Source organism: Kitasatospora sp. NPDC004723 (assembly GCF_040609255.1).
In the GTDB taxonomy this organism is placed as follows: Bacteria; Actinomycetota; Actinomycetes; order Streptomycetales; family Streptomycetaceae; genus Kitasatospora.
In genome coordinates, this window is the sequence record NZ_JBEXJT010000030.1 from 1 (window position 1) to 26,294 (window position 26,294).

Consider the following 26,294-nt stretch of genomic DNA (forward strand, 5'->3'; position numbering starts at 1 on the left):
TGGCACGCTGTTGAGTTCTCAAGGAACGGACGCTTCCTTCGAGCCGCCTTCCAGCGGGCCCTCCGGGCGCTTCGTTCTTTCGTGTTTCGAGCTTACCAGATCCGTTTTCCGGTTCTTAACCGGCGCTTTTCGCATCCGAAATCTGATGTTAACCGCCGACTCGCGGCGACTCGACCAACCATAGCGGGTCCCCGGCCGGAGCGCGAATCGACCCACGCCGGGCGTCACCCGGCCGGACGCGTGATTTGTTGCTCTCGCGAGCATATACAGCAATGGTCCCGATTCGCCAAGATGCCTGTAGAGTGCGGCGCATCGGCCAAGAGGACTAGACCAGTAGTGGTCGGCAAGATGGCCGGCCGGGGAGGGCGGCGGCACTGCCGAACGCCCGGGAATGTCAACGGATGTCCGAAGTTGACATGATTTAGGCTTCAGTCGATCGCCCAGCCGCGTTCGCGGCCGCTCGTCTGTACTGCGCACTTGGGAGGCTCAACCATGACCACTGTGACGTCGCCGCTGACCGGCAAGGTCGTCGGGCTCGCCGGCGTGCCGGACCCCGTCTTCTCGGGTGCGATGGTCGGCCCGGGCACCGCGATCGACCCCGTGCGTGAGCAGACCGAGGCCGTTGCTCCGGTCGACGGCGTGGTCGTGTCCATGCACCCGCACGCGTTCGTCGTCGTCGACGCGGACGGGCACGGCGTCCTGACCCACCTCGGCATCGACACCGTTCAGCTGAACGGCGAGGGCTTCGAACTGCTCGTCAGCAAGGGCGACACCGTCACCCGCGGCCAGGCCGTCATCAAGTGGGACCCGGCCGCCGTCGAGGCCGCCGGCAAGTCGCCGATCTCCCCGATCGTCGCCCTGGAGGCCTCGGCCGACGCGCTGGGCGAGGTTCTGGAGAGCGGGGAGGTCGCCGTCGGCGACGCCCTGTTCAGCTGGAGCTGACCTCTCCCCTCTTCTTTACCCGACACATCCGCCCCACCGCTCCGGTCGGGGCGGCCCGGCACACAGCGGTACCCGGCGGGGCCGCTTCGTCTACGGAGAGCAGGCATGGAGAAGACGCTGCGCGGCGTGGGTGTCAGCCACGGGGTCGCGATCGGCCAGGTGCGGCACATGGGGACGGCGGTGCTGGAGCCCCCGGCCACCCAGATCCCGACCGAGGACGCTCCGCGTGAGCAGGCCCGCGCCCAGGCGGCCGTCGAGGCGGTGGCCGCGGACCTGATCGCCCGCGGCAACCTGGCCGGTGGCGAGGCCCAGGCCGTGCTGGAGGCCCAGGCGCTGATGGCGCAGGACCCGGAGCTGATGGCCGACGTCTCCCGCCGGATCGCCGTCGGCAGCAGCGCCGAGCGCGGCGTCTACGACGCGTTCGCCGCCTACCGGGCGCTGCTCGCCTCCGCCGGGGAGTACCTGGCGGGCCGGGTGGCCGACCTGGACGATGTCCGCAACCGCATCGTCGCCCGGCTGCTGGGTGTGCCGATGCCGGGTGTGCCGGACAGCGACGAGCCGTACGTGCTGTTCGCCCGGGACCTCGCGCCGGCCGACACCGCGCTGCTGGACCCGACGCTGGTGCTCGGCTTCGTGACCGAGGAAGGCGGGCCGACCAGCCACAGCGCCATCCTGGCGCGGGCCATGGGCGTGCCGGCCGTGGTCGCGCTGCCGGGGGCGACCGAGGTCGCCGAGGGCACGGTCGTCGCCGTGGACGGCAGCTCCGGTGACGTGCTGGTCGAGCCGAGCGAGGAGAAGACGGAGGAGCTGCGCCGGGTCGCCGCCGAGCGCAAGGCCGCGCTCGCCGCCTCCTCGGGCCCGGGTTCGACCTCCGACGGGCACAAGGTGCCGCTGCTGGCCAACATCGGCGGTCCGGCCGACCTGCCGTCCGCCCTGGAGGCGGGCGCCGAGGGTGTCGGGCTGTTCCGCACCGAGTTCCTCTTCCTGGACGACTCGGCGAAGGCGCCGAGCGAGGAGAAGCAGGTCGAGGCGTACCGCAAGGTACTGGAGGCGTTCCCGGAGAACCGGGTCGTCGTCCGGGTTCTCGACGCGGGTGCGGACAAGCCGCTGGACTTCCTGACCCCTGCCGACGAGCCCAACCCGGCGCTGGGCGTGCGCGGTCTGCGCACCCTGCTGGAGCACCCGGACGTGCTGCGGACCCAGCTGCGGGCGCTGGCGAAGGCCGCCGAGGGCCTGCCGGTGCACCTTGAGGTGATGGCCCCGATGGTGGCCGACCGCAAGGACGCCAAGGAGTTCGCCGCGGCGTGTCGCGAGGCGGGGCTGAGCGCCAAGTTCGGCGCGATGGTGGAGATCCCCTCGGCCGCGCTGCGGGCGCGCTCGATCCTCCAGGAGGTCGAGTTCCTGTCCCTGGGCACCAACGACCTCGCCCAGTACACCTTCGCCGCCGACCGGCAGGTCGGTGCGCTGGCCCGGCTCCAGGACCCGTGGCAGCCGGCGCTGCTCGACCTGATCTCGGCCGCCGCCGAGGCCGCGCAGGCCGAGGGAAAGAGCTGCGGCGTCTGCGGCGAGGCCGCCGCGGACCCGCTGCTGGCCGTGGTGCTGACCGGTCTCGGTGTCACCAGCCTGTCGATGGGCGCGGCGTCGATCCCCTATGTGCGGACCGCGCTGGCCAAGTACACACTGGCGCAGTGCCGCCGGGCCGCCGAGGCGGCGCGGGCGGCGGACAGCGCCGAGGAGGCGCGGGCCGCGGCGCAGCAGGTGCTGTCGGGCGAGTGACCGCCTGACACCCGCCGTCGGGGAAGACGGAGTAGACGGAGAACATCCCGAGGGGCCCTTCCACTGTGGCTGTGGAAGGGCCCCTCCGGTGTGTCCCTCCGGTGTGGCGGCGGCTACTTGGCGGCGGCGCGGTCGCGGCGCAGCTGCTCGAACCAGCGCAGGTGGTCGAGGTTGTCGACGGAGCCGGGGTTGACGGCCTGGTCGAGCGGGGTGCCGGAGAGCAGGCGCTTCACCGGGACCTCGATGCGCTTGCCGGTCAGGGTGTGCGGCAGGCCGCGGACGGCGATGACCTCGTCCGGCACGTGGCGCGGGGAGAGTTCGGTGCGCAGCGAAGTGCGGATGCGGCCGATGAGGTCGTCGTCGAGTTCGGCGCCGGGGGTGAGGACGACGAACAGCGGCATCCAGTAGCCGCCGTCGGGCTCCTCGAGGCCGATGACGAGGGACTCGGCGATCTCGGGGAGACGCTCGACGACCTCGTAGATGTCCGAGGAGCCCATCCGGACGCCCTGGCGGTTGAGGGTGGAGTCGGAGCGGCCGTGGATGACGACGGTGCCGCGGGAGGTGACGGTGATCCAGTCGCCGTGGCGCCAGACTCCGGGGTACATGTCGAAGTAGCTGTCGTGGTAGCGCGTTCCCTCGGGGTCGTTCCAGAAGCCGGTGGGCATCGAGGGGATGGGCTTGGTGACGACGAGTTCGCCGACCTCGTCGGTGAGCGGCCGGCCGTTGACGTCCCAGGACTCCACGGCGGCGCCGAGGCAGGGGGCCTGGATCTCGCCGAGGTGGACGGGGAGGGTGGGGACGCCGCCGACGAAGCAGGAGCAGACGTCGGTGCCGCCGCTGACGGAGGCGAGCCAGACGTCCTCCTTCACCTCGTCGTAGATCCAGCGGAAGCCGTCGGGCGGCAGCGGGGAGCCGGTGGTGCCGATGCAGCGGACGGCGGAGAGGTCGAGGTCGCGGCCGGGGTGCAGGTCGGCCTTGCGGCTGGCGATGACGTAGGCGGCGGAGGTGCCGAGGACGGTGGCGCCGGTGCGGGCGGCGACGGACCAGAGGGCGCCGGTGACGGGATGGCCGGGGCTGCCGTCGTAGGTGACGATCGTGGATCCGACGAGGAGGCCGGCGATGAGGAAGTTCCACATCATCCAGCCGGTGGAGGTGTACCAGAGGAAGCGGTCGTCGGGGCCGAGGTCGAGGTGGAGGCCGGCCTGCTTGAGGTGCTCGACGAGGATGCCGCCCTGGCTCTGCACGATGGCCTTGGGCAGGCCGGTGGTGCCGGAGGAGTAGAGGACCCAGAGCGGGTGGTCGAAGGGGACCGGCTCGAACACCGGCTCGGTGTGGTCGGCGACCAGGTCGTCCCAGGTCAGCGCTCCCTCGGGGGCGGGGCCGCCGAGCAGGGGGACGTGCACGACGGTGCGCAGCGAGGGGAGTTCGCGGCGGAGTTCGGCGACCACCCCGGTGCGGTCGTGGTCCTTGCCGCCGTAGTGGTAACCGTCGACGGCGAAGAGGACGACGGGCTCGATCTGCTGGAGGCGGTCGAGGACGCTGCGGGCTCCGAAGTCGGGGGCGCAGCTGGTCCAGACGGCGCCGACGGCGGCGGTGGCGAGGAGGGCGACGGCGGCCTGCGGGATGTTGGGCAGGTAGGCGCCGACCCGGTCGCCGGGGCGCACGCCGCGTGCCCGGAGGGCGGCGGCGAGGGAGCCGACCTGGCGGCGGAGCTCGGCCCAGGTGAGGACGACGGGCTCGTCGGTGGTCTCGTCGAGGTGGAGGATCGCGGGGCGGTCGGCCTTGGCGGCGTCCTCGCCGGCGCGCAGGGCGTGTTCGGCGTAGTTGAGGCGGGCGCCGGGGAACCAGCGGGCGCCGGGCATCGCGGGGTCGGCGAGGACGGCGTCGGGTGCCTCGGTGAAGCGGACGTCGTACCACTGGGTGACGGCGGTCCAGAAGCGGTCGAGGTCCTCGACCGACCAGGCGTGCAGGGCGGCGTAGCGGGCGGCGGCCTGCTCGTCGTCGGCGGCGGGTGCGAGCGGCGCGGCCGGGGCGCCGTGGTGCTCGGCGGCCCAGGCCTGGAAGGCCACGATCCCGGTGCCGGCGGCACGAGCGGGGTTGGGGCGCCAGAGCGGCTGGTCCTGGGGTGGGGTGCTCACGGTGGTGGTCTCCCGGCCGGTGATGAGGGCGGACGGGGGTGCTTGTGGCAGGGCCCGCGTCCGGTTGGGGGCTGTTGGAGCAGACCCTGCCATGTGATCGGCCGGTGCGCCAGGGTCTTCCCGGTGCTCGGAAGCGGCCCGGGCGCCTGGTCAGAGACGGGCGAACTCGCCGTTGAACCAGGAGCGGGAGACACGGGTGTGGAAGGGGAAGGCGAGCGGGGTCTCGGGGGTGGCGAGCTGCCAGCCGTCGGTCTCGTCGGTGGGGACGGAGGGCGGGAGGAGGGTGAGCGGGCGGGCGGGGAGCAGGCCGAAGAGGCAGAGGAAGCCGCCGTGGGTGTCGGAGTCGGTGGCGACCAGGGTGATGTCCGCGGCCTCGGCGAGGATGCCGGTCTCCTCGCGCAGTTCGCGCACGCAGGCCTGCTGCCAGCTCTCGCCGTAGTCGATGTAGCCGCCGGGGAGGGCGAGTTCGCCGTAGCCGGGTTCGATGGTGCGGCGGATCACCACCAGGCTCGGGGCGGTGTCGGCGGTGGTGACCGGGAGGAGGGTGACGACGACGGGCAGCGGGTTGCGGTAGCTGATCTCGGTGCAGCGGGGGCACGTCCGGGGCCAGGCGGAGGTGCCGGGCGGGTAGGGGGTGCCGCAGAAGTGGCAGTGGGAGTTGGCTTGGTGGCGCACCGTGCCGGCCTCGTAAGTCGTCATGGCCGGATGGTAGTGCGGCTGGGTGGGGCAGGGGTCGCGGTCGGCGATCGCGGTCAGGGACTGCGGTCAGGGACTGGGGTCGGGGTCGCTGCGGGTGGGGCGGAGCAGGGCGGGGTGGAGCAGGCGGGCGTCGCCGGCGTGGTAGGTGCGGGCGCGGGGGCCTCCGCGGGCGCCGCCGCGGTCGGTGGTGGTGCCGGTGCCCTCGACGAAGCCGGGGACGGAGAGCACCTTGCGGTGGAAGTTGCCGGGGTGGAGCTTCTCGTCCCAGACGGCCTCGTAGACGGCCCGCAGCTCGGGGATGGTGAAGTCGTGGTGGAGGAAGGCGGTGGCCAGCGGGCTGTACTCGATCTTGGCGCGGGCGCGGTCGAGGCCGTCGGCGAGTATCCGGGCGTGGTCGAAGGCGAGCTCGATCGGGGTGAGGTCCGCCGGTTCGGTCGGCTCGGACGGCGCCGCGGGCTCGGTGGGGCCGGTGCGCCCGCCGACGCCACCCCCGTGGGTGTCGGCGGGCGCACAGGCGGTCTCGGACCGGCCCGGGGGCCGGAGGTCGAGGGCGGTGACGGGGTGCCAGGCGGCGTGCGCCGCGTCGGTGCCGGCCCGCGGGTCGGGCAGGTCCGGGGCGAAGGCGAGGTAGGCGACGGAGACCACGTGCATCCGCGGGTCGCGCTCGGGGGTGCCGTAGCTGCCGAGCTGTTCGAGGTGGATGCGGCTGAGGCCGGCCTCGGCGCCGACGGTGCCGTGCAGGCCGGTCTCCTCGGCGAACTCGCGGGCGGCGGCCTCCTCGAGGCTCTCCTCGCCGGCCCGCAGGAAGCCGCCGGGCAGCGCCCAGCGGCCCTGGTAGGGCGGGAGGGCGCGCTCGACGAGCAGGACGTGCAGGCGGCCGTGGCGCAGGGTGAGGGCGACCACGTCGACCGTGACGGCGACCGGGGCGTAGGCGCGCGGATCGTAGGCGGCGAGCCATTCCTGCTCGGTGGTGTCCATGTGCGCGCTCCTCTCACCCGGTGCGGCCGGTCGGGCGTCCTTCTCGGATTGAGCACAACGTAGCGACCCGTTGACTCCGCGGCAAATCATTTTCCGGCCACTCCCCCGCACTCCCCCGCGCACCGGCTCCTAGGCTGTGAGCAGGACGTTCGCCCGAGGAGGCCCCGATGGACGCACCGGACGCACCGGACGCCCCCGGCGCACCCGCCGCACCGGGCTTCGCCGCCGCGTTGGCGGCCGGGCCGCTGGTACTGGACGGCGGGCTCTCCGAGCAGCTGGCGGCGGGCGGGTACGACCTGACGGGCGCGCTGTGGTCGGCGCGGCTGCTGGCGGACGCGCCGGAGGCGGTCCGGGCGGCGCACCGGGCGTACTTCGCGGCGGGCGCGCGGGTCGCGATCACCGCGAGCTACCAGGCGAGCTTCGCCGGCTTCGCCCGGCGCGGGATCGGCCGCGCCGGGGCGGCCCGGCTGCTGGCGCGCAGCGTGGAGCTGGCGCGGGAGGCGGCGCGCGGGCTGCCTGGGCCGCGCCGGTGGGTGGCGGCGTCGGTCGGACCGTACGGGGCGGTGCTGGCGGACGGGTCGGAGTACCGGGGCCGGTACGGGCTGACGGCGGCCGAGCTGGAGGCCTTCCACCGGCCCCGGCTGGAGGTGCTGGCGGCGGCCGGCCCGGACGTGCTGGCGCTGGAGACGGTGCCGGACGTCGAGGAGGCGCGGGTGCTGCTGCGGGCGGTGCGCGGGCTGGGGGTGCCGGCCTGGCTGTCGTTCGGCGCGGCGGGCGGGCTGACCCGGGCCGGGCAGCCGCTGGCGGAGGCGTTCGCGCTGGCCGCGGAGGTGGACGAGGTGGTGGCGGTGGGGGTGAACTGCTGCACGCCCGAGGACGCGGACCGGGCGGTGGGCCTGGCGGCGCGGGTGTCCGGCAAGCCGGTGGTGGTCTATCCGAACAGCGGCGAGGGCTGGGACACGGCGAACGGGGCGTGGTGCGGCGAGCCGACCTTCTCGGCGGACCGGGTGGCCGGGTGGCTGGCGGACGGGGCCCGGCTGGTGGGCGGCTGCTGCCGGGTCGGGCCGCCGGGGATCCGGGCGGTGGCCGCGGAGGTGGCGACGGCGGTGGCCGCGGAGGTGGCCGCGGAGGTGACGACGCGGGCCGCGCCGACCCGGGCCGCCGGACGGCCGGACTGATCCCCCACCACCGGGGGCGCAGGGGCCGCCCCGGGCGGGGTTACCGAGGGGGAAGGTGCACGGACCGGGGACGGCCTGGCAGACTCGTGCCGTCACCACTGCGGTCGACAATGTCGACCGCCCCGTCAGTGCGGAGGTTCCCATGCCCGGCCCGATCCAGTCGCTCTCCCGGGCCGCCGCGATCATGCGCCTGCTGGCCGGCGGCGAGCGCCGCCTGGGCCTGTCGGAGGTCGCGACGGCACTGGGCCTGGCCAAGGGCACCGCGCACGGCATCCTGCGCACCCTCCAGCAGGAGGGGTTCGTCGAGCAGGACCCGGAGAGCGGCAAGTACCAGCTGGGCGCCGAGCTGCTGCGGCTCGGGCAGAGCTACCTGGACGTCCACGAGCTGCGGGCGCGGGCCCTGGTGTGGGCCGACGACCTGGCCCGGGCGGCCGGCGAGACCGTCTACCTGGGGGTGCTGCACCAGCGCGGGGTGCTGATCGTGCACCACGTGTTCCGGCCGGACGACACCCGGCAGGTGCTGGAGGTCGGCTCGATGCAGCCGCTGCACTCCACCGCGCTGGGCAAGGTGCTGCTGGCCTACGACCCGGTGGCGCGCGGCGAACTGGGCGACGGCCCGTTCGAGCCGTACACCGCGCGGACGCTGACCGAGTCGGCGGACGTGGACGCCGAGGCGGCGCTGATCCGCGAGCGCGGCTGGGCGGACTCGGTGGAGGAGACCTGGGAGGGCGTGGCCTCGATCGGCGCGCTGATCCAGGACCGGCGGCGCAACCCGGTGGGCGCGGTCTGCATCAGCGGCGCGGTCGAGCGGGTCTGCGAGGACGGCTTCGTGAAGCCCTCGCTGGTCGCGTCGGTGCGCAGCGCGGCCCGTGCGATCTCCCGGGACCTGGGCGCCGGGCGGTTCTGAGCAGCCGGCCGCGGAGCCTGCCGGAACCCCGGCGAAACGTTCACGCAGAGGCGCGGACGGGCGAAATGCCCGCCCGCGCCTTACCGTTTTGTCCAAAATTCCGATAGTCCATCCGGTAGCGCGAGGCAGCGCGACGAGCCAAGGGTCACAGCTGCGTAACCCGGCCTTGACGAGAGGGCGGCCCGGGGAGGAAGCTTCCGCATGACGGTCGACATTGTCGAACGATGGCCGAGCGAATCGCACCCACAGAGCGCTCACCCGCCCGACGGTCCGCCCGGCCCCTGCCCCCACCCTCATCTCCGGGCCATATGGACAAGGGAGTCTTTGTGTCCGCGTTCTCCAACGGCGACGTTTTTGTCGGCGAAACCCTCGGCACCGCCGCGCTGATACTCCTCGGCGGCGGCGTCTGCGCCGCCGTGACCCTCAAGAAGTCGAAGGCCCTCAACGCCGGCTGGCTGGCGATCACCTTCGGCTGGGGCTTCGCGGTCCTGATCGCCGCCTACATGTCCGCTCCGAAGTCCGGCGCCCACCTCAACCCGGCCGTCACCATCGCGCTCGCCGTGAAGAGCGGTGAGTGGAGCCAGGTGCCGCTCTACCTCGGCTCCCAGCTGCTCGGCGCGATCATCGGCGCCGTGCTCGTCTGGGCCACCTACCTCGGCCAGTTCCAGGCCAACCAGGAGCCGACGCTCGGCATCTTCTCGACCGGGCCCGAGGTCCGGAACCCGGTCCAGAACGTCCTCACCGAGGTCATCGGCACCTTCGTGCTCTGCTTCGCGATCCTCACCATCGGCACCAACAACGGGCTCTCGCAGTCCGGCACGGGCACGCTGATGGTCGCCTTCACCGTGGTCGGCATCGGCCTCTCGCTGGGCGGCCCGACCGGCTACGCGATCAACCCGGCCCGCGACCTCGGCCCGCGCATCGCGCACTCCCTGCTGCCGATCCCGAACAAGGGCGGCTCCGACTGGTCCTACGCCTGGGTCCCGGTGGTCGGCCCGATCATCGGCGGCCTGCTGGCCGGCGGCCTGTACAACGCCATGTTCTGAGGCCGGGTTCGAACCCGCCGCGCACGGGGACTGACCACGGAGTCAGGCCCACCCACCCCGCAAACCCCCAGAGACCCGAGCCGAGGACCCTCATGACCCCCACGGGCAACTACATCGCCGCGATCGACCAGGGCACCACCTCCAGCCGCTGCATCATCTTCGGCGCCGACGGCCGGATCGTCTCCGTCGACCAGCAGGAGCACCGGCAGATCTTCCCCCAGCCCGGCTACGTCGAGCACGACGCCACCGAGATCTGGACCCGGGTGCAGTCGGTCGTCCGCGGCGCGCTGGAGAAGGCCGGCCTGACCAGGGACGACATCCGCGCCATCGGCATCACCAACCAGCGCGAGACCACCGTCCTGTGGGACCGGAAGACCGGCGAGCCGGTGCACAACGCGCTGGTGTGGCAGGACACCCGCACCGAGGCGCTCTGCCGCGAGCTGGGCCGCAACGTCGGCCAGGACCGCTTCCGCCGCGAGACCGGCCTCCCGCTGGCCAGCTACTTCGCCGGCCCCAAGATCCGCTGGCTGCTGGACAACGTCGAGGGCCTGCGCGAGCGCGCCGAGGCCGGCGACATCCTCTTCGGCACCATGGACACCTGGGTCATCTGGAACCTCACCGGCGGTGTCGACGGCGGCAAGCACGTCACGGACGTCACCAACGCCAGCCGCACCATGCTGATGAACCTGCACACCCTGCAGTGGGACGAGAAGATCGCCGAGTCGATGGGCGTGCCGATGGCCGTCCTGCCGGAGATCCGCTCCTCCGCCGAGGTGTACGGCGAGGCCGTCGGCGACCTGGCGGGCGTGCCGGTCGCCTCCGCGCTCGGCGACCAGCAGGCCGCGCTGTTCGGCCAGACCTGCTTCGACGAGGGCGAGGCCAAGTCCACCTACGGCACCGGCACCTTCCTGCTGCTCAACACCGGCGAGAAGGTCGTCAACTCCTACCACGGCCTGCTGACCACGGTCGGCTACCGGATCGGCGACCAGAAGCCGGTCTACGCCCTGGAGGGCTCGATCGCCGTCACCGGCTCCCTCGTCCAGTGGCTGCGCGACCAGCTCGGCATCATCTCCACCGCCGCCGAGATCGAGACCCTGGCCAACACGGTCGAGGACAACGGCGGCGCCTACTTCGTCCCGGCCTTCTCCGGCCTGTTCGCCCCGTACTGGCGCTCCGACGCCCGCGGTGTGATCGCCGGACTGACCCGGTACGTCACCAAGGGCCACCTGGCCCGGGCCGTCCTGGAGGCCACCGCCTGGCAGACCCGCGAGGTCGTCGACGCCATGCAGAAGGACTCCGGGGTCGAGCTCACCGCCCTCAAGGTCGACGGCGGCATGACCAGCAACAACCTGCTCATGCAGAACATCGCCGACGTCCTGGACGCCCCGGTCGAGCGCCCGTACGTGGCCGAGACCACCGCACTGGGCGCCGCCTACGCGGCCGGCCTGGCGGTCGGCTTCTGGAGCGACCTCGACACCCTGCGGGCCAACTGGCACCGCGCCGCCGAGTGGACCCCGCGGATGGACGAGGCCACCCGGGAGCGCGAGTACAAGAAGTGGCTCAAGGCCGTCGAGCGCACCATGGGCTGGGTGGAGGAGGAAGAGACCAACTGATCGCGACGCCGGTCGGGGCGCCTGCCCCGGCCGGCCCGCTCCCGTTTCACACCGGCCCGCCGCACCGGGCCGACCGGCCTCTCCGCAGGGGCCGTACGCACACCGAGAGGAGTAGCGGCGCCGCCCGACCCGCGCGCCGTACACACACCATGGCAACCATTCCGACCCTGGGCGCCGAGCTGACCGCCGGCCGCACCGCCTCCCGCGCCGAGACCCGCGAACTGCTCGGCAAGGCCACCTACGACCTGCTGGTGATCGGGGGCGGCATCCTCGGCACCGCCGTCGCCTGGACCGCGTCCCAGGCCGGCCTGAAGGTCGCCATGGTCGACGCCGGCGACTTCGCCGGCGCCACCTCCAGCGCCTCCTCGAAGCTCGTCCACGGCGGTCTGCGCTACCTGCAGACCGGCGCGGTCAAGCTGGTCGCCGAGAACCACAAGGAGCGCCGCGCGCTCTCCACCGACGTCGCCCCGCACCTGGTCAACCCGCTGACCTTCTTCGTGCCGGTCTACAAGGGCGGCCCGCACAGCGCGCCCAAGCTCGGCGCCGGCGTGTTCCTGTACTCCGCGCTCTCCGCCTTCCGCGACGGCATGGGCCGGGTCTCCACCGCCGCGCACGCCGCCCAGCAGGTGCCCGCGCTGCGCACCGAGGGCCTGCGCTCGGTGGCCGTCTACGGCGACCACCAGATGAACGACTCGCGCGTCGCGGTGATGACCGTGCGCGCCGCCGTCGAGGCCGGCGCGGTCGTGCTCAACCACGCCGAGGTCACCGGCCTGCGCTTCACCGGCGGGCGGGTCACCGGCGCCGAGCTCAAGGACCGCATGGACGGCACCGAGTTCGGCGTGGACGCCCGCCTGGTGCTCAACGCCACCGGCCCCTGGGTCGACCACCTGCGCCGGATGGAGGACGCCGGCGCCGCGCCGTCGATCCGGCTGTCCAAGGGCGCCCACGTGGTGGTCAAGCGCCGCTCCCCGTGGCGTGCCGCGCTGACCATCCCGATCGACAAGTACCGCGTCTCCTTCGCCATCCCGTGGGAGGACCACGTCCTGCTCGGCACCACCGACGAGGAGTACACCGGCGACCCGAAGGACGTCCGGGCCACCGAGGCGGACGTCGACCAGATCCTCGGCGAGGCCGGGCACGCGATCCGCGACGAGCACCTCGACCGCGACCTGATCACCTACACCTTCGCCGGTCTGCGGGTGCTGCCCGGCGGCCCGGGCGACACCGCCGCCGCCAAGCGCGAGACGGTCGTCACCGAGGGCAAGGGCGGCATGCTGTCGGTCGCCGGCGGCAAGTGGACCACCTACCGCCACATCGGCCGCACCGTGTTGGAGAAGCTGGCCCACGTGCCCGGCACCTCGCTCGGCGAGGACATCTCCCCGATCGCCCCGACCGTGCCGCTGCCGGGCGTCGGCGCGCCGAACGCCGTGGCGCACCGCCTGCTGATCGACCGTGAGCCCGGCTCGCGGATGGAGCCGCTGGTCGCCAAGCACCTGGCCGGCCACTACGGCACGCTGTCCTTCGACATCGCCCGGATGATCGACGAGAACCCGGAGCTCGGCCGGCCGATCCACGAGGACGGCCCGGACGTCTGGGCGCAGGTCGCCTACGCGGCCGACCACGAGTGGGCGTACACGGCGGACGACGTGCTGCGCCGCCGCACCACGATGACCGTCCGCGGCCTGGACACCCCGGAGGTCCGCGCCGAGGTCGAGGCTTTCCTCGCGAAGCGCGGAGCCAAGTAGGCACGGGCACGTTCCGGACTCGACGGGCGGGCACCCCAGGGCTGGGGGTGCCCGCCCGTCGGCGTGGACGAACGAACGGGCGGGCGCTCCACGAGGGAGCGCCCGCCCGTTCGGCGTGCTGCGGGACGACCCGCTAGATGACCAGGCTGAGCGGCATGATCAGGGCGATCGCGACCACCGAGATCACCGTCTCCATCGCCGACCAGGACTTCAGCGTCTGGCCGACGCTCATCCCGAAGTACTCCTTCACCAGCCAGAAGCCGGCGTCGTTGACGTGCGACAGGAACAGCGAGCCGGCACCGATGGCCAGCACCAGCAGGGCCGCGTGGGTGGAGGACATGTCCGCCGCCAGCGGGGCCACGATGCCGGCCGCGGTGATGGTGGCGACCGTCGCCGAGCCGGTGGCGAGGCGGATCAGCACCGCGATCAGCCAGCCGAGCAGCAGCGCCGAGATGTGCCACTTGGACGACCACTCGCTGACCGCGTTGCCGACGCCCACGTCGATCAGGGTCTGCTTGAAGCCGCCGCCGGCGCCGACGATGAAGACGATGCCGGCGATCGGGCCGAGCGACTTGCCGACGGTGTCGGAGATCCGGGCCCTGTCGAAGCCGGCGGCCTTGCCCAGGGTCACCATGCCGAGCAGGGTCGCCGCGAGCAGGGCGATCAGCGGGGAGCCGACGAAGTCGAGGACCCGCTGCGGCAGCGCCTTGGGGTCGTCGATCACGACGTCCGCCAGCGCCTTGCCGAGCATCAGCACGACCGGCAGCAGGATGGTCGCCAGCACGGCGCCGAAGGACGGGGTGTGCTCGCGCTCCGCCGTCTCCACCGGGGTGGCGGCCTGCGGGATCTCCAGCGGGCCGACCCAGCGCTCGGCGACGCGGGCGAACAGCGGACCGGCGATGATCAGCGTCGGGACGGCGATCAGCAGGCCGAGCGCCAGGGTGATGCCCAGGTCGGCCTTGAGCGCGTCGACGGCGACCAGCGGACCCGGGTGCGGGGGCACCAGGCCGTGCAGCACGGACAGGCCGGCCAGCGCGGGGATGCCGATCCGCATCAGCGGGACGTTGCCGCGGCGGGCCACCAGCAGCACGATCGGGATCAGCAGCACCACGCCGACCTCGAAGAACAGCGGCAGGCCGAGCACGGCGGCGATCAGCGCCATCGCCCAGGGCAGCGCCTTGGGCCCGGAGCGGGAGAGCACGGTGTCGGCGATGATGTTCGCGCCGCCGGAGTCGGCGAGCAGCTTGCCGAGCATCGCGCCCAGGCCGATCAGCAGGCCGACGCCGGCCACGGTGGAGCCGAAGCCGGTGGAGAAGCTGGTGAGCAGCTTGTCGAACGGCGCGCCCGCGACGGCGGCCAGCAGGCCGGAGCCGAGGGTCAGGGCCAGGAACGGGTGCAGCTTCAGCTTGGTGATCAGCAGCACGATGGCGCCGATGCTGAGCAGCACCGCGATCAGCAGCTGGCTGTCGCTGCTGGTGTGCGGGAGGGCCGGTGGGGCGGCCGCGAGCACCGCGAGGGTGGGGGACGGGGTCACGCGAGGTCTCCATTGACGGGCCGCAGCAGGGCGACGGCCTTCTCGACGAGTTCTTCGGGGGTCGGCCCGACGTCCAGGACGGCGCCGCGCTCGTCCGGGCCGAGGGGTTCCAGGGCGGCGTACTGGGAGCCGAGCAGCGCCGGCGGCATGAAGTGGCCGGTGCGGTGGGAGAGCCGGTCCTCGACCAGCTCGGTCCGGCCGCTCAGGTGCAGGAACCAGGCGTCCGGGCAGGCCGCGCGCAGCAGGTCGCGGTAGCCGTGCTTGAGCGCCGAGCAGGTGACCACGCCGCCGGTGCCGGCCTCGGTGCGCTCCTTCAGCCAGGCGCCGATGGCGCGCAGCCAGGGTTCGCGGTCCTGGTCGTCCAGCGGGATGCCGGCCGACATCTTGGCGATGTTGGCGGGCGGGTGGAAGTCGTCCGCCTCGGCGAAGGGGAGCCCGAGGCGGTCGGCCAGCAGGCGGGCCAGGGTGGTCTTGCCGACACCGGAGACGCCCATCACCACGATGGTGAGGGGCGCACTGGGGGTGTCGTGGTTCTCGACGCTGAGAGCCATGTGGGTGGTGCTCCTTCGTTGCCTGGCCGCCACTATCGCCTCAAAGATATGACGTATTCAAGTAGCAGAAACCAAATCGTCATACTTTTAATCCCGCCGGTTCGACGGCCGGGGGCGGCGGCACCGGGCGGACGGCCGAGGTCTAGGCTGGCGGGATGGAGATCCAGGGGCTGCCCGGCCGACTGCTCGCCGAACTGGGGCCGGCCATCGCGTCCGGGGAGCTCGCCGAGGGCGCGGTGCTGCGCGCCGAGGAGCTGGAGGAACGGTTCGGGGTCTCCCGGACGGTGGTCCGCGAGGCGGTCCGGATCCTGGAGGGGATGCACCTGGTGGCCTCCCGCCGCCGGGTCGGCATCACCGTGCAGCCCAAGGCGGACTGGGACGTCTTCGATCCGCTGGTGATCCGCTGGCGGCTGGCCGGCGCCGACCGGCCCGCCCAGCTGCGCTCGCTCGGCTCACTGCGGCTCGCCGTGGAGCCGGCCGCGGCGGCGCTCGCGGCCCGGCACGCCACCGACGACGAACGGCGCCGCCTCAGCGCGCTGGCGGTCGAGTTGACGATGACCGCGCGCGCCGCCGACCTGCCCGCCTTCCTCCAGCACGACATCGACTTCCACGCCATCGTGCTGCAGGCCTCGCGCAACGAGATGTTCGCCCACCTCCGGGAGACCGTCGGTGCGGTGCTGACCGGCCGGACCGAGTACCATCTGATGCCCCATCAGCCGGAGCCGTACGCGATCCGGCTGCACCGCGAGGTCGCCGAGGCGGTCTGCGCGGGGGACGCCGAGCAGGCGGAGCGGGCGATGCGGACCATCGTCGAGGGCGCGCTGGCCGAGCTGAACGAGCAGCTCGACTGACGGGTGGCTCGGTCGGCGGCCGACTCGGCCCACGGGGCAGACCGGGATCCGATGGACTGTTCGACACCTTCCGGGCCGGATCGAACGATTTGATGTCGGTTCGGGGGATTCGCGCGCATGGTCCGGGTACGACAGGGCAGAGTGGAGCGCAGGGGGCGTAGACTCGGCGCCCGCCGCGCTCGTGTCCGCCGCCCGTCCGCGCCTGGGGGTCGCCCGATGCCAACCGCCCGCCGTCGCCGCCGTCTTCCCGACGAGGTCCGCAGGGCCGTCGTCCGAGCGGTGCTCTGCCTGTCCTTCACCATGGTGGGCGTCGTGGTGGCGACGCTGTCCTCGTACGCCGACAGCTGGTTGATGACGCCGGCCCTGATGGCGATGGGGGTCGGGGTGTTCGGAACGATGTGGTGCCTGCTGGAGATCCTGATCTCCCGCCAGGTCGCCGCCCAGCGGATGCGCGCGCCGAACTCCGCCTCGCCGATGGCCGGCAGCCGCGCCCCGGTGGGGCACCCGCAGCAGTCGCCGCCGCGCCCTCCGCAACCGCGGCCCCAGCAGCAGCCGTACCCGCCGTACCAGCAGCACCCGCAGCGCCCCCGCCAGCCGCAAGCGCAACCGCCCCACCAGCCCCCGGCCGGGCCGCCGTACCCGGGCGGCCCGGCGCCGCGTCAGGCGGGGCTGACCACCCGGTAGTGGGTGGTCAGCCGGCCGTCGTCGTCCAGCAGGTGGAAGGCGAGCATCGGCGGCTGGTCGAAGGCGATGCCCGCGCCGCCCTCGCAGGGCAGCGTCACGGTGGAGGCCACGCCCGGCGCGACCAGCACCGGCAGCCCCGCGAAGACGGTGGCCGCCGCGGTGTGCGCGTGACCGCAGAGCAGCGCCCGCACGCGGGGGTGGCGCTCCAGCACCTCGGCCAGCCGGTCCTCGCCGAACTGCCGGATCGGGTCCACGTACGGCAGGTGCAGGGTGACCGGCGGGTGGTGGAAGGCCACCAGGGCGGGCACCTCGGTCCGCCCGGAAGCGAGTTCGCCGTCCAGCCAGCCGAGCGTGGCGTCGTCCAGCAGGCCGTCGTGCCGGCGGGGGATCGAGGAGTCCAGCATCAGCACGTCCACCCCGGGCAGCGCGTGCAGCCGGTTGACCGGGCCGCCGGACGGCGCCTCGCCGAGCAGCACCTCCCGGTAGGGCTCGCGGACGTCGTGGTTCCCCGGGCAGATCAGCACCGGGTGCCGGGAGGTCAGCACCTTCGCGACCTCCCGGTACTCGGCGGCCAGCCCGTGGTCGGCGAGGTCTCCGGTGACCAGCACGGCGTCCAGCGGGCCGGGCAGCGCGTCGAGGTACGCCACCACCTGCTCGGCCCGCCGCCGGGCGCGCTCCCCCGCGTCGCCGCGGTGGTCCTGGCCCAGGTGGATGTCACTGAAGTGAGCGATCGTCAGCATGCCACCACGCTAGGGCCCGTCACGAGGAGGTGGGAACCTCCGCCGGGCGCTTGAACATCCGAGTGGCGGTGATCTCGCCGTGGATGGCCGGGCCGTCCGGGTCCTGCGGGGCGGGCAGGCCCGGCCGCAGGTGCTCCTCCACCGAGATGTACTTGAGGCCGGCCCGCAGGTCGGCGTCGTTGCGCAGCCGGATGACCAGCGGGAACTCGGCGAGCGCGGTGGTGTCGAACAGGCCGGTGGTGTAGATCAGCTGGACGCCGAGGGCGTCGGCCACCGCGCGCTGGAGCTCCAGCAGGTAGGTGGCATTGGCACGGCCGATCGGGTTGTCGAGGAACAGCGTGCCCGCGTGCCGCAGCTGGGACTGGCCGCGGTCGTTGGCGCGCAGCGCCGCCATCGTGCAGTACAGCGCGATGGCCGCGGTGAGCAGCTGGCCGCCGGAGAACACATCGGACATCTGGCCGACGCTCACCCGCTCGGCGCGCAGCACCGCGTCCGGCTTGAGGATCTCGACGGCCACGCCCTTGGGGCCGATCGCGGCGGCGACGCCGCGCAGCAGCAGGGACATGCCGTCGCGGCGCAGGTCGCTGTTCTTGCGGACGGCGGCGCGGGTGGCCTCGTCGATGACCTCGCCGAGGCGCTCGACCAGGCTCGCCTGGTCCGGGTCCTCGAAGCGGATCCGCAGGAACTCCTGACCGGACCACTCCCCCAGGCCCTCGGGCAGCCGGGAGAGCCGCTGGGCGGCGCGCAGGGTGGCCAGCGAGGACTCGACCAGGCCGCGCAGCCGGTCGACGATCGAGCCGCGGTTGCGTTCCAGCTGGGCGAGTTCGTCGGTGAGCACGCGCAGCCGGGGCGCGAAGGCGGCGGCCCAGTTGGCGGCGTGGTCGGGCAGCGCGGAGGCAGGAAGTTCGCGGATCTGCTGGCGGGCGGGGGTGCGCACGGCCTCGTAGCGGGCGGCGTTGGCGTGCCGGACCAGGGCGTCCGAGGCGTCGCGGACGGCGAGTTCGGCGGAGGACAGCTCGCCGGCGGCGGTGCGCAGGGCACGGCGGGCCTCGGCGGCGGCGGTGCGGGCGTCGGCGAGCGGGCCGAGGTAGGGCTCGACCAGGGTCTCGGAGTCGTCCTGCTGCTCGCGCAGGCCGTCGCGGAGCTGGCCGGCGTGCTCGTCGAAGTCGGCGGCGGCGGTCTGGGCGGCGTCGAGGGTGCGCTGGAGGTCGGCGTGCGCGGTGCGGGCGGTGTCGACGGCCTCGCGGCGTTCGGCGAGCCGGCTGGTGGCGCTGCGCAGCAGGGTCTGGGCGTGCTCGGGGTCGGCGGGGACGAGGTCCTCGGGCAGCTCGGTGTGCGACTCGCCGTCGGCGGGGGCGGAGCGTTCGGCCTCGCCGCGCAGCCGGCCGAGCTGCTCGCTGGCGGCGGCGGCGCGGGCCTCGATGGTGGCGACGAGTTCCTCGGCGCGGGCGGCGGCGGCCTGGCGGGCCGGGCCGTCGGCGCCGTCGGGGCTGTTGAGCAGTTCCTCGGCGCGGCTGCGGACCTTGTTGGTGAGGCGGTCGAGTTCGGCCGCGGCGGCGGCCTCGTCGCCCTCGGCGCGGGCCTGTTCGGCGCGCAGGTCGGCGCCGACGCCGACCTTCTCGTAGAGCTGGGCGGCGGAGCGGTAGGCCTCGCGCAGCTCGGGCAGCGCGGCGGGGGCCGTTTCGGCGGGCTCGTCGGACTGCTCGGCGGCGGAGATCTCGGCCCGTTCGGCCCGCAGCGCGCGTCCGGTGCGACGGGCGTCGTCGGCGGCACGCTGAACGGCGCGGCGGTCCTCGTCGCAGGTGCGGGCGCGTTCGGCGCAGACGGCCTGACGGCGGTCGCACTCGGCGGCGTCCTCGGCGAGTTCGCGCCGGCGGCGGCTCCAGTTGGCGCGCTCGCGCAGCCGGAAGGCGAGGCCGGAGAGAGCGTCGGCGCGGCGGCGGGCGCGCTGGGCGACCTCCCGGTGCTCCTCGTGGGCGACGGCCGCGGCGGCCTGGTCGGTCTCGGCCTCGTCGTGCTCGGCGCGCAGCGTGGCGAGGGCGGCGGCGGCCTGCTCGGCGTGCTCGCGGGCGGCCTCCGCGGCGGCGGCGAGTTCGGCGAGGGTGCCGGGCGGGCAGCTGGCGTGCCAGGAGGCGAGGCGGGCGGCGAGCGCGCGGTCACCGCCGAGGCGGGCGGCGAGTTCGCGGATGTGCTCCTCGCGGGCGGTGGCGCGGGCGCGCAGTTCGCGGCGCTCGTCGTCGGCGGCGGACTCGTCGTGCATGGCCGGGTTCGGCGGCACCAGGAAGAACGCGGGCTCGTCGGTGATCGGGGCGATCAGCGAGGCGGCGGCGCCGACGGCGACGGTGGAGCGGGGCAGCAGGGCCGCGGAGCGCAGCGCCTCGCGGGCCCGGTCCAGGGAGTTGGGGTCGGTGACGACGACGCCGTCGACGAGCTCGGGGCGGGCGGCGAGGATCGCCTCGTGGTCGGCCGGGTCGACGGACTGGGCGAGGTAGCGCCAGCCGGGCAGTGCGGGGATGCCGTGCTCGGCGAGGTACTCGACGGTGGCGAGCACGTCGGGGCCGGGCGGCAGCAGGCCGCCGTCGCCGAGCGCGGCGAGGATCCGGGAGTCGTCGGCGGCGGCGGTGCGCAGGTCGAACAGGGTGCGTTCGGCGGTGGCGATGGCCTCGTCGAGCAGTTCGCGCAGGTACTCGGCGTTGCGGTCGAGGACGGCGGGGGTGAGGAAGCCGGCGTCCTCCTCGGCGCCGTCCTGGTAGGGGGTGAGCGAGAGCAGGTCGGCGAGCCGGGGCTCGGTGGCGAGCAGGGCGGCGGTGCGCTGCTCGGTGGCGAGCGCCTGGGCGGCGGCCTTGCGGGCGTCGGTGGCGCGGGCGGCGGCGAGTTCGGCGCGGCCGGTGGCGGCGGCGGTCTCGCGCAGCCGGGTCGACGCGGACTCGGCGGCGGTGCGGGCCTGGGCGAGGGCGGCGGCGGCGGACTTCTCGACGTCGGCGGCGTGCAGGGCGGCGCGGGCCGGGTCGACGTCCCCGTCGGTGTCGATGAAGCCGGCCTCGACGGCGGCGGCGGTCTCCTGCTCGACCTCGGCGAGGCGCTGGCGCAGGTGCTCGGCCTCGCTGCGGGCCTTCTGGGCGGCGGTGGCGGCCTCGGTGGCGTCGCTCTGGGCCTTGGAGCCGTCGGCCTGGAGTTCGGCGGCGCGCTGCTCCTCGGTGTCGGCACGCTCCTCGGCCGCGGCGGCGGCGCCCTCCAGGGCGCGGGCCAGGGCGGTGGCGGCGCGGGCCCGGGCGGCGAGCGCGGGGGCGGCGTCCAGCTCGGCCTCGCGGATCGCGACGGCGACCCGGCTCACCCGGTCGGCGGCGGCGCGGTGGCGCAGCACGGCCTCGGCGGCCTGCCAGGCGGAGTGCAGGGTGCGGGCGTCGGTGAGTTCGCGGCGCAGCGCGGCGGCCTCGGAGGTGGCGGCGGCCAGGGCCAGCGAGGCGTGCCGGTGGGTGAGTTCGGCGGCGATCAGGGTGTGCCGGGTGCGGTCGCTCTCGGCGGCGGTGACGGCGCCCGCGGCGGCGGCGACCTCGACCGCGAGGTCCTCGGCGCGGTCGCGTTCGGCGGCGGCGCGGGAGGCGAGGGCGTGGGCGAGCCGGCGGGTGCGGCGTTCGGCGGTGCGGTGCGCCTCGCGGACGGTCTCGCGGGCGGTGGTGGACTCGGCGATCCGCTCCAGCAGTTCCAGGGAGCCGGCGGTGAAGTCGCGTTCGGCGGTGAGTTCGGAGCGCAGGCCGAGCTTGGCGGCGAAGCCGTGGACGAGGTCGGCGAGGCCGTCGGTGTCCCGGGTGTCGGTGACGGCGCGCAGCAGCAGGTCGGTGAAGTCCTTGTCCTGCTTGACCGCGAAGAGGCCGGCCGCCTCGCCCTCGTCGGCGTTCATCTCGCGCTGGTAGCGGAAGAGTTCGGGGTCGAGGCCGAGCTCGCCGAGGTGTTCGGTCCAGCGGTCGTGGCCGTCCTCGAAGACCAGGTCGAGGTGGGGGTGGGCCTTGCCGGCCTCGGTGAGGGCGTCGCGGAAGCCCTTCATGGTGCGGCGGCGGCCGCGGGCCTTCTGGTCGCCGGCCAGGCTGACCCGCTCGGCGACCGGCAGGGAGTCCAGGGTGAGGCCGGCGCCGGGGCGGAAGGAGTACCAGGTCTCGGCGAACTTGCGCGGGTCGGAGGAGACCTGCCGGCCGCGCCACTCACTGACCTTGCCGACCACGATCAGCTCGCCGGTGACGGTGTGCTGCCACTCCAGGGCGACGTGGCCGCAGTCGTCGGCGAGCAGGAACTTGCGGAGCACCCCGGAGCTGGCGCCGCCGAGAGTGTTGCGGTGGCCGGGGAGCATGACCGAGAAGATCAGCTTGAGCAGGACGGACTTGCCGCCGCCGTTCTCCAGGAAGAGCACGCCGGCCGGGGCCGGGCGGCGGACCGGGCCCTCGGTGTCCTCGCCGAACAGGCCGATCTGCTGGGGAGCCGGATCGGCGACGGGCTCGCCGACGCCGCGCAGGTCGAGCACCGTGTCGGCGTAGCGGGCGCCGGCCGGTCCGATCGAGTAGAGGCGGACCCGGTTGAGCTCGTACATGTGCGGCGGTTCTCCAGGAGGCGGGTGGGTCGGAGGATCGGAGGTGCCGGCGGGGAGCGGGGGTGCCGGCGGGGTCGCGGTGCGGCCGGGGAGGGTCGCGGTGCGGCCCGGGGGCTAGAGCGAGTGGAACGGCAGCCCGGCGTCGGCGACCAGGTCGTCCCCGGTGTCCGGGGGCAGCAGGGAGGCGGTGCCGTCGGAGACCGGGACGACGCCGAGGTCGAGCAGTTCGGCCATGGCGGCGGTCCCGGCCAGGTCGCGGACCTGGAGCTGGTAGCGGGCGGTGGTGCGGTAGGTGCCGCCGGCGTCGTCGGAGACCTTCTGCAGGAACCCGGAGTCGACCAGGAACAGCACGGCCTTGGCGACGATGCCGATGGTGGAGCCGGAGAGCCGGCGGGCGTCCTTGGTGGCGCCGGTGGCGGTGCGCCGGGCCCAGACCCGCCAGGCGGCCTCCAGGCCGGGGGCGTCGCTCTGCGGGTCGGTGTTGTCGCCGTCGGCGGCGGCCTGCTCCTCCAGGCGGCGGCAGGCCTGGCGGACGAAGGAGTCGATGCCGTTGACGGTGATCCGGCCGAGGTAGCCGTCGTCGGCGAGGTCCTCGGGGCGTGGGAAGGCCATCGCGGCGACGGCCAGGTGGGCGAGGCCGTGCAGGAAGCGGTCGGTGGACTCGGAGGCGGCGCGGCGCGAGTAGTCGCCCATCCGGACGGCGAAGAGGGAGTCCTCGGCCGCGGCGACGGCCATGCCGGCGCGCGGGGAGACCTCCAGCACGACCAGGCCCATGCCGGTGGCGACGGCGTCGGCGAGACGGGCGAAGGGCGGGTCCTCGCGGTGGCGGCGGACCAGTTCGGCGTACTCGGCGTCGCGGGCGGGGAGCAGCTTGGCCTGGAGGCCGAAGGAGACCAGGCGGGCGGCGTCGGCGACGTCGGCCGGGGTGATCGGCGCGGGGGCGGCCGGTTCGGTCTCGGGCGCCCAGGACGTGTCGTGGTGGGTCGTCACGGGCGGTGCTCCTCGGGGGCGTTGCGGGGGTGCGGGTGGGTGGGTGCGGGCGGATCGACCGGCGTCGGCCCGGAGGGGGTCAGCCGGCGTCCTTGCGGTCGGCGGCCATGCCGACGGCGTCGAGCAGGGCGCTGCCGACGACGAGGTCGGCGCCGCCGAACTCCCGGTCGTGCAGCGGCGTGCCGTCGTCGACGGCGAAGAGCAGCCGCTCCTCGCCCTGCCGGTAGGCGGTGCCGACCGGCGGGCTGGCCGCGTGCACGGCCAGCAGGGCGACCAGGTACGGGAGTTCCGGGTCCTGCGCGCGGGCCTCGGCGAGCAGGCCGGAGAGCCGGCGGGGCGCGTCGGCGGGCAGGTCCAGCAGGTCGAGGGCGGCTTCCAGCTGGGCCTCGGAGAACCGGCTGTCGTCCGGGGTGGCGACGAGGTCCGGGTCGGGCAGCTCGGCGCCGAGGTGCTCGCGCTCGACCGGCGGGGTGAGCAGCAGGTCGACCAGGTCGGCGACACGTACCGAGACGGGCGTGCGCAGGCCGGTGCCGCGGGCGAAGAAGGCGCCGGTGGGGCGGACCGCCTGGGCTATCGGCAGCCGGAGCACCGGGGCGAGCAGCTGGCCGTAGAGGTCGATGCCGCTGCGGGCGCCGGGGGTGGCGAAGGCCTGCCGGTCCTGCTCGGCGCGGAACAGCGGGCCGGCCTCCAGGAGCCTGGTCTGCAGCTGGGTGTGGCGGCGGATGCAGTCCTTGACGATGTCGACCAGCTCGGCGGCCCGGCGCTTGTGCTCCGGCTCCTCGGCCTCGTCGCGGGCCTTGCGGATGTTGGTGAGGATCGCGTTCTCGTGCCGGTAGCGGTCGGCGATGTGGTCCAGCGCCTCGTCGATGAGGTCCGGGATCGCCCGCATCCAGTCGACGGCGCGGACGTTGCGCCGGGTGGCCTCCAGGGCGCGGCGCAGCGTCTCGGCGTACTGGACGGTGCGGTAGCGGGCCTGCTCGGCGGCGAGCTGGGCGTCGGCCAGGCGGCCGCGCCGGATCAGCACCTCCAGCTTGACCTCGGCGGCGATCTGGGCGGAGGTGACGTCGGTGTCCAGGGCGCCGACCAGGACGTTGACCGCCTCGTCGGTGGTGCGCAGGTAGACGCCGCCGTCGGGGCCGGGGACCTCCTCGATCAGCTTGAAGTCGTAGTCGCGGCGGACGTACTCGCCCTCGGCGCTGAAGGTGCCGTAGACGGCGCGGAAGCCGCGGTCGACGCTGCCGACGTTGATCAGCGACTCCAGCACCCAGCGGCCGACCCGCTGGTGCTCGGCGGTGGAGCGGCCGGGCGCCTGGGCGGCGACCCTGGGCAGCAGCCGGGCGAGCACCAGCTCGCGGTCGGCGCCGGTGTCGAAGTCCATGTTGAGGGTGACCAGGTCGATCGCGGCGAGTCCGACCTCGGCCATCGCGTAGCCGCCGTACTCGCCGGCCAGCATCACCTTGCGGCTGTCCAGGTCGTGCAGCGGGGCGGTGCAGGCCAGCGCCTTGAGCCGGCGGGCCAGGCCCTCGTCGGCGGCGGGGCCCTGCGCGGGCCGCGCGGCGGCGACGGCGGACCCGGCGGGCGGCCGGGGGCCGTGCTCGGTGGGCTGGTCGGCGATGACGGTCACGGGGGACAAGACTAGAGGCAGGGGCCGACATCGACCGAAACGGACCTTTCGGACAGTCGCCCGGGCGGGACCGGAGGCCGGACCGGAGGCGGGAGCGGAGGCCGGACCGGGGGCGGGGGCGACGGCCGGACCGGGGGCGGGGGCGACGGCTGGGCGCAGGGGCCCGAAGAGCAGGTTGAACGCGTTCAATTTCAGGGTCTAGAGTCGCTCCCGAGCAGGCGGGAGAAGCCCGGCCTGCCTCCTCGGCATGTCCTCGACATGCCCCCGGTCCGGGGGGTGGACGCAGATGAACGACGCGACCGACGGCGAACGGGCGGCCCTGCGGAAGGTCCGGCGATGGCTCTGGATCTTCGTGGTCTGCCTGGTCCTGAGCGGACTGACGGCGTTCCCGCTGGAGAGCGAGACCCGCTGGCTCGCCGAGCTGGCCGCCGGCCCCGGAGCCCCGGTGACCGACCGCTTCCCCGCCCTGCTGGAGTGGATCGAGCGGGTCCGCGACGGCCTGGCCGAGACCAACGCCCGCTACCCCTTCCTCGCCTACGGCACCGACTGGCTCGCCTTCGCCCACCTGGTGATCGCGGCGGCGTTCTGGGGACCCCTCCGCGACCCGGTGCGCAACGTCTGGGTGATCCGCTGGGCGGTGCTCGCCTGCGCCGGGATCATCCCGCTGGCACTGATCTGCGGACCGCTGCGGGGCATTCCGCTCTACTGGCGGTTTGTCGACATGTCGTTCGGGATCGTGGGCGTCGTCCCGCTGCTCCTCGTCCTTCGCGCGCTGCGGCCGCTGGTCGAGCGGGCGGAGGCGACCGGACACCCCCGGCCGGCCTGACCGGCCCGCACAGCCGGGCGCAGGAGTGACGCGCGGCGCGCCCCGGCGCAGGCCCTACCATCTGCCTCAACAGCTGCTGGAAGGCGGACGGGCGTGGCCGATGCGGTGATCGATCTCAATGCGGACCTCGGCGAGGGGTTCGGACGCTGGACGCTGACCGACGACGAGGCCCTGCTCTCCGTCGTCACCAGCGCCAACGTCGCCTGCGGCTTCCACGCCGGGGACCCCTCGACCATGCGCCGGGTCTGCGCGCTGGCCGCCGAACGCGGCGTCCGGATCGGCGCCCAGGTGTCCTACCGGGACCTCGCGGGCTTCGGCCGCCGGGCGATGGACGTGCCGCCCGACGAACTGGCCGACGAGATCGCCTACCAGATCGGCGCCCTGCAGGTCTTCGCCCGCGACGCCGGCTCCCGGGTCTCCTACGTCAAGCCGCACGGCGCCCTCTACAACCGGGTGGTCGCCGACGCCGACCAGGCGGAGGCGGTGGTCACCGGGATCCTGCGCTCCGGGGCGGCCGGCGACGGCCCGCTGCCGGTGCTCGGCCTGCCGGGCTCCCGGCTGCTGACGGTCGCCGAGGGCGTCGGACTGCCGGTGGTCACCGAGGCCTTCGCCGACCGCGCCTACACCTGGGCCGGCACCCTCGTCCCGCGCCGCGAGCCCGACGCCGTGATCCACGACCCCGAGAAGGTCATCACCCGCGCGGTCGGCATCGCCCGGGACGGCACCGTGGAGGCCGTCGGCGGCGAACCGATCGCCGTCGAGGCGCGCTCGCTCTGCGTCCACGGCGACACCCCCGGCGCGGCCCAGCTCGCCTGGCGCATCCGCGGCGCCCTCGCCTCGGCAGGCGTCCGGGTGGAGGCGTTCGCGTGACCGACCGCGCCGGGGCGCCC

At 74.3% G+C, this 26,294-nt stretch carries 20 protein-coding genes; 11 read left to right on the forward strand and 9 right to left on the reverse strand.

Going from position 1 to position 26,294, the window contains the following annotated elements; genetic code table 11:
• Positions 1–492 precede the first annotated feature (492 nt).
• Complete coding sequence (locus tag ABZW10_RS25255; RefSeq protein WP_355369727.1) at positions 493–942, forward strand: PTS glucose transporter subunit IIA; 450 nt, start codon at positions 493–495, stop codon at positions 940–942.
• A 105-nt stretch (positions 943–1,047) separates the two neighbouring features.
• Entirely contained in the window at positions 1,048–2,718 is a 1,671-nt protein-coding gene (ptsP, locus tag ABZW10_RS25260; RefSeq protein WP_355369729.1) for a phosphoenolpyruvate--protein phosphotransferase, read from the forward strand.
• Between the two features lie 113 nt (positions 2,719–2,831).
• On the opposite strand, the gene ABZW10_RS25265 is transcribed toward ptsP, so the two are convergent.
• The 3 genes from ABZW10_RS25265 to ABZW10_RS25275 all read right to left on the reverse strand — a co-directional run bounded on the left by ABZW10_RS25265 (position 2,832) and on the right by ABZW10_RS25275 (position 6,533).
• On the reverse strand, positions 2,832–4,856 hold the full coding sequence (locus tag ABZW10_RS25265; protein ID WP_355369731.1) for an acetoacetate--CoA ligase: 2,025 nt from the start codon (positions 4,854–4,856) through the stop codon (positions 2,832–2,834).
• 150 nt (positions 4,857–5,006) lie between these two features.
• Complete coding sequence (locus ABZW10_RS25270) at positions 5,007–5,555, reverse strand: NUDIX domain-containing protein (protein ID WP_355369733.1); 549 nt, start codon at positions 5,553–5,555, stop codon at positions 5,007–5,009.
• Positions 5,556–5,621: 66 nt separating this feature from the next.
• Positions 5,622–6,533 (reverse strand): NUDIX domain-containing protein, encoded by a 912-nt coding sequence (locus ABZW10_RS25275; RefSeq protein ID WP_355369735.1) that lies wholly within the window; start codon positions 6,531–6,533, stop codon positions 5,622–5,624.
• 167 nt (positions 6,534–6,700) lie between these two features.
• On the opposite strand from ABZW10_RS25275, the gene mmuM reads away from it, so the two are divergent.
• The 5 genes from mmuM (at position 6,701) to ABZW10_RS25300 (ending at position 13,022) form a co-directional block, all read left to right on the forward strand.
• Positions 6,701–7,711 carry a homocysteine S-methyltransferase gene (mmuM, locus tag ABZW10_RS25280; RefSeq protein WP_355369737.1) on the forward strand — a complete coding sequence of 337 codons (1,011 nt, stop codon included), beginning with the start codon at positions 6,701–6,703 and terminating at the stop codon, positions 7,709–7,711.
• 142 nt (positions 7,712–7,853) lie between these two features.
• Positions 7,854–8,618: an IclR family transcriptional regulator gene (locus tag ABZW10_RS25285; RefSeq protein ID WP_355369739.1), complete on the forward strand. Its 765-nt coding sequence runs from the start codon at positions 7,854–7,856 to the stop codon at positions 8,616–8,618.
• A 326-nt stretch (positions 8,619–8,944) separates the two neighbouring features.
• Positions 8,945–9,664 carry an MIP/aquaporin family protein gene (locus ABZW10_RS25290; protein ID WP_355369741.1) on the forward strand — a complete coding sequence of 240 codons (720 nt, stop codon included), beginning with the start codon at positions 8,945–8,947 and terminating at the stop codon, positions 9,662–9,664.
• Between the two features lie 92 nt (positions 9,665–9,756).
• Positions 9,757–11,277 carry a glycerol kinase GlpK gene (gene glpK, locus ABZW10_RS25295; RefSeq protein ID WP_355369743.1) on the forward strand — a complete coding sequence of 507 codons (1,521 nt, stop codon included), beginning with the start codon at positions 9,757–9,759 and terminating at the stop codon, positions 11,275–11,277.
• A 149-nt stretch (positions 11,278–11,426) separates the two neighbouring features.
• Positions 11,427–13,022, forward strand: coding sequence for a glycerol-3-phosphate dehydrogenase/oxidase (locus ABZW10_RS25300; protein WP_355369745.1), 1,596 nt, complete (start codon positions 11,427–11,429; stop codon positions 13,020–13,022).
• 133 nt (positions 13,023–13,155) lie between these two features.
• On the opposite strand, the gene ABZW10_RS25305 is transcribed toward ABZW10_RS25300, so the two are convergent.
• Both ABZW10_RS25305 and ABZW10_RS25310 read right to left on the reverse strand, forming a co-directional pair.
• Positions 13,156–14,556 carry a gluconate:H+ symporter gene (locus ABZW10_RS25305; RefSeq protein ID WP_355369747.1) on the reverse strand — a complete coding sequence of 467 codons (1,401 nt, stop codon included), beginning with the start codon at positions 14,554–14,556 and terminating at the stop codon, positions 13,156–13,158.
• Positions 14,553–15,107 carry a gluconokinase gene (locus ABZW10_RS25310; RefSeq protein ID WP_355369749.1) on the reverse strand — a complete coding sequence of 185 codons (555 nt, stop codon included), beginning with the start codon at positions 15,105–15,107 and terminating at the stop codon, positions 14,553–14,555. Before ABZW10_RS25310 ends, ABZW10_RS25305 begins: the two co-directional genes overlap by 4 nt.
• Positions 15,108–15,262: 155 nt before the next feature.
• Here ABZW10_RS25310 and ABZW10_RS25315 point away from each other — a divergent pair, with 155 nt between their 5' ends.
• Both ABZW10_RS25315 and ABZW10_RS25320 read left to right on the forward strand, forming a co-directional pair.
• Positions 15,263–15,958, forward strand: coding sequence for an FCD domain-containing protein (locus tag ABZW10_RS25315; protein ID WP_355369751.1), 696 nt, complete (start codon positions 15,263–15,265; stop codon positions 15,956–15,958).
• 216 nt (positions 15,959–16,174) lie between these two features.
• Positions 16,175–16,642: a hypothetical protein gene (locus ABZW10_RS25320; RefSeq protein ID WP_355369753.1), complete on the forward strand. Its 468-nt coding sequence runs from the start codon at positions 16,175–16,177 to the stop codon at positions 16,640–16,642.
• Here ABZW10_RS25320 and ABZW10_RS25325 read toward each other — a convergent pair.
• The 4 genes from ABZW10_RS25325 to ABZW10_RS25340 form a co-directional block, all read right to left on the reverse strand.
• A complete protein-coding gene (locus ABZW10_RS25325; protein WP_355369755.1) occupies positions 16,618–17,382 on the reverse strand; it encodes a metallophosphoesterase in 765 nt (254 codons plus the stop codon). The genes ABZW10_RS25320 and ABZW10_RS25325 overlap by 25 nt on opposite strands.
• A 19-nt stretch (positions 17,383–17,401) precedes the next feature.
• A complete protein-coding gene (locus ABZW10_RS25330) occupies positions 17,402–21,964 on the reverse strand; it encodes a hypothetical protein (protein WP_355369757.1) in 4,563 nt (1,520 codons plus the stop codon).
• Between the two features lie 114 nt (positions 21,965–22,078).
• Positions 22,079–22,954: a hypothetical protein gene (locus ABZW10_RS25335; RefSeq protein ID WP_350791373.1), complete on the reverse strand. Its 876-nt coding sequence runs from the start codon at positions 22,952–22,954 to the stop codon at positions 22,079–22,081.
• A gap of 79 nt (positions 22,955–23,033) precedes the next feature.
• Positions 23,034–24,473 (reverse strand): hypothetical protein, encoded by a 1,440-nt coding sequence (locus ABZW10_RS25340; protein ID WP_355369872.1) that lies wholly within the window; start codon positions 24,471–24,473, stop codon positions 23,034–23,036.
• Positions 24,474–24,864: 391 nt separating this feature from the next.
• On the opposite strand from ABZW10_RS25340, the gene ABZW10_RS25345 reads away from it, so the two are divergent.
• Entirely contained in the window at positions 24,865–25,404 is a 540-nt protein-coding gene (locus ABZW10_RS25345) for a hypothetical protein (RefSeq protein ID WP_355369759.1), read from the forward strand.
• 93 nt (positions 25,405–25,497) lie between these two features.
• Positions 25,498–26,274, forward strand: coding sequence for a 5-oxoprolinase subunit PxpA (locus tag ABZW10_RS25350; RefSeq protein ID WP_355369761.1), 777 nt, complete (start codon positions 25,498–25,500; stop codon positions 26,272–26,274).
• Positions 26,275–26,294 lie beyond the last annotated feature (20 nt).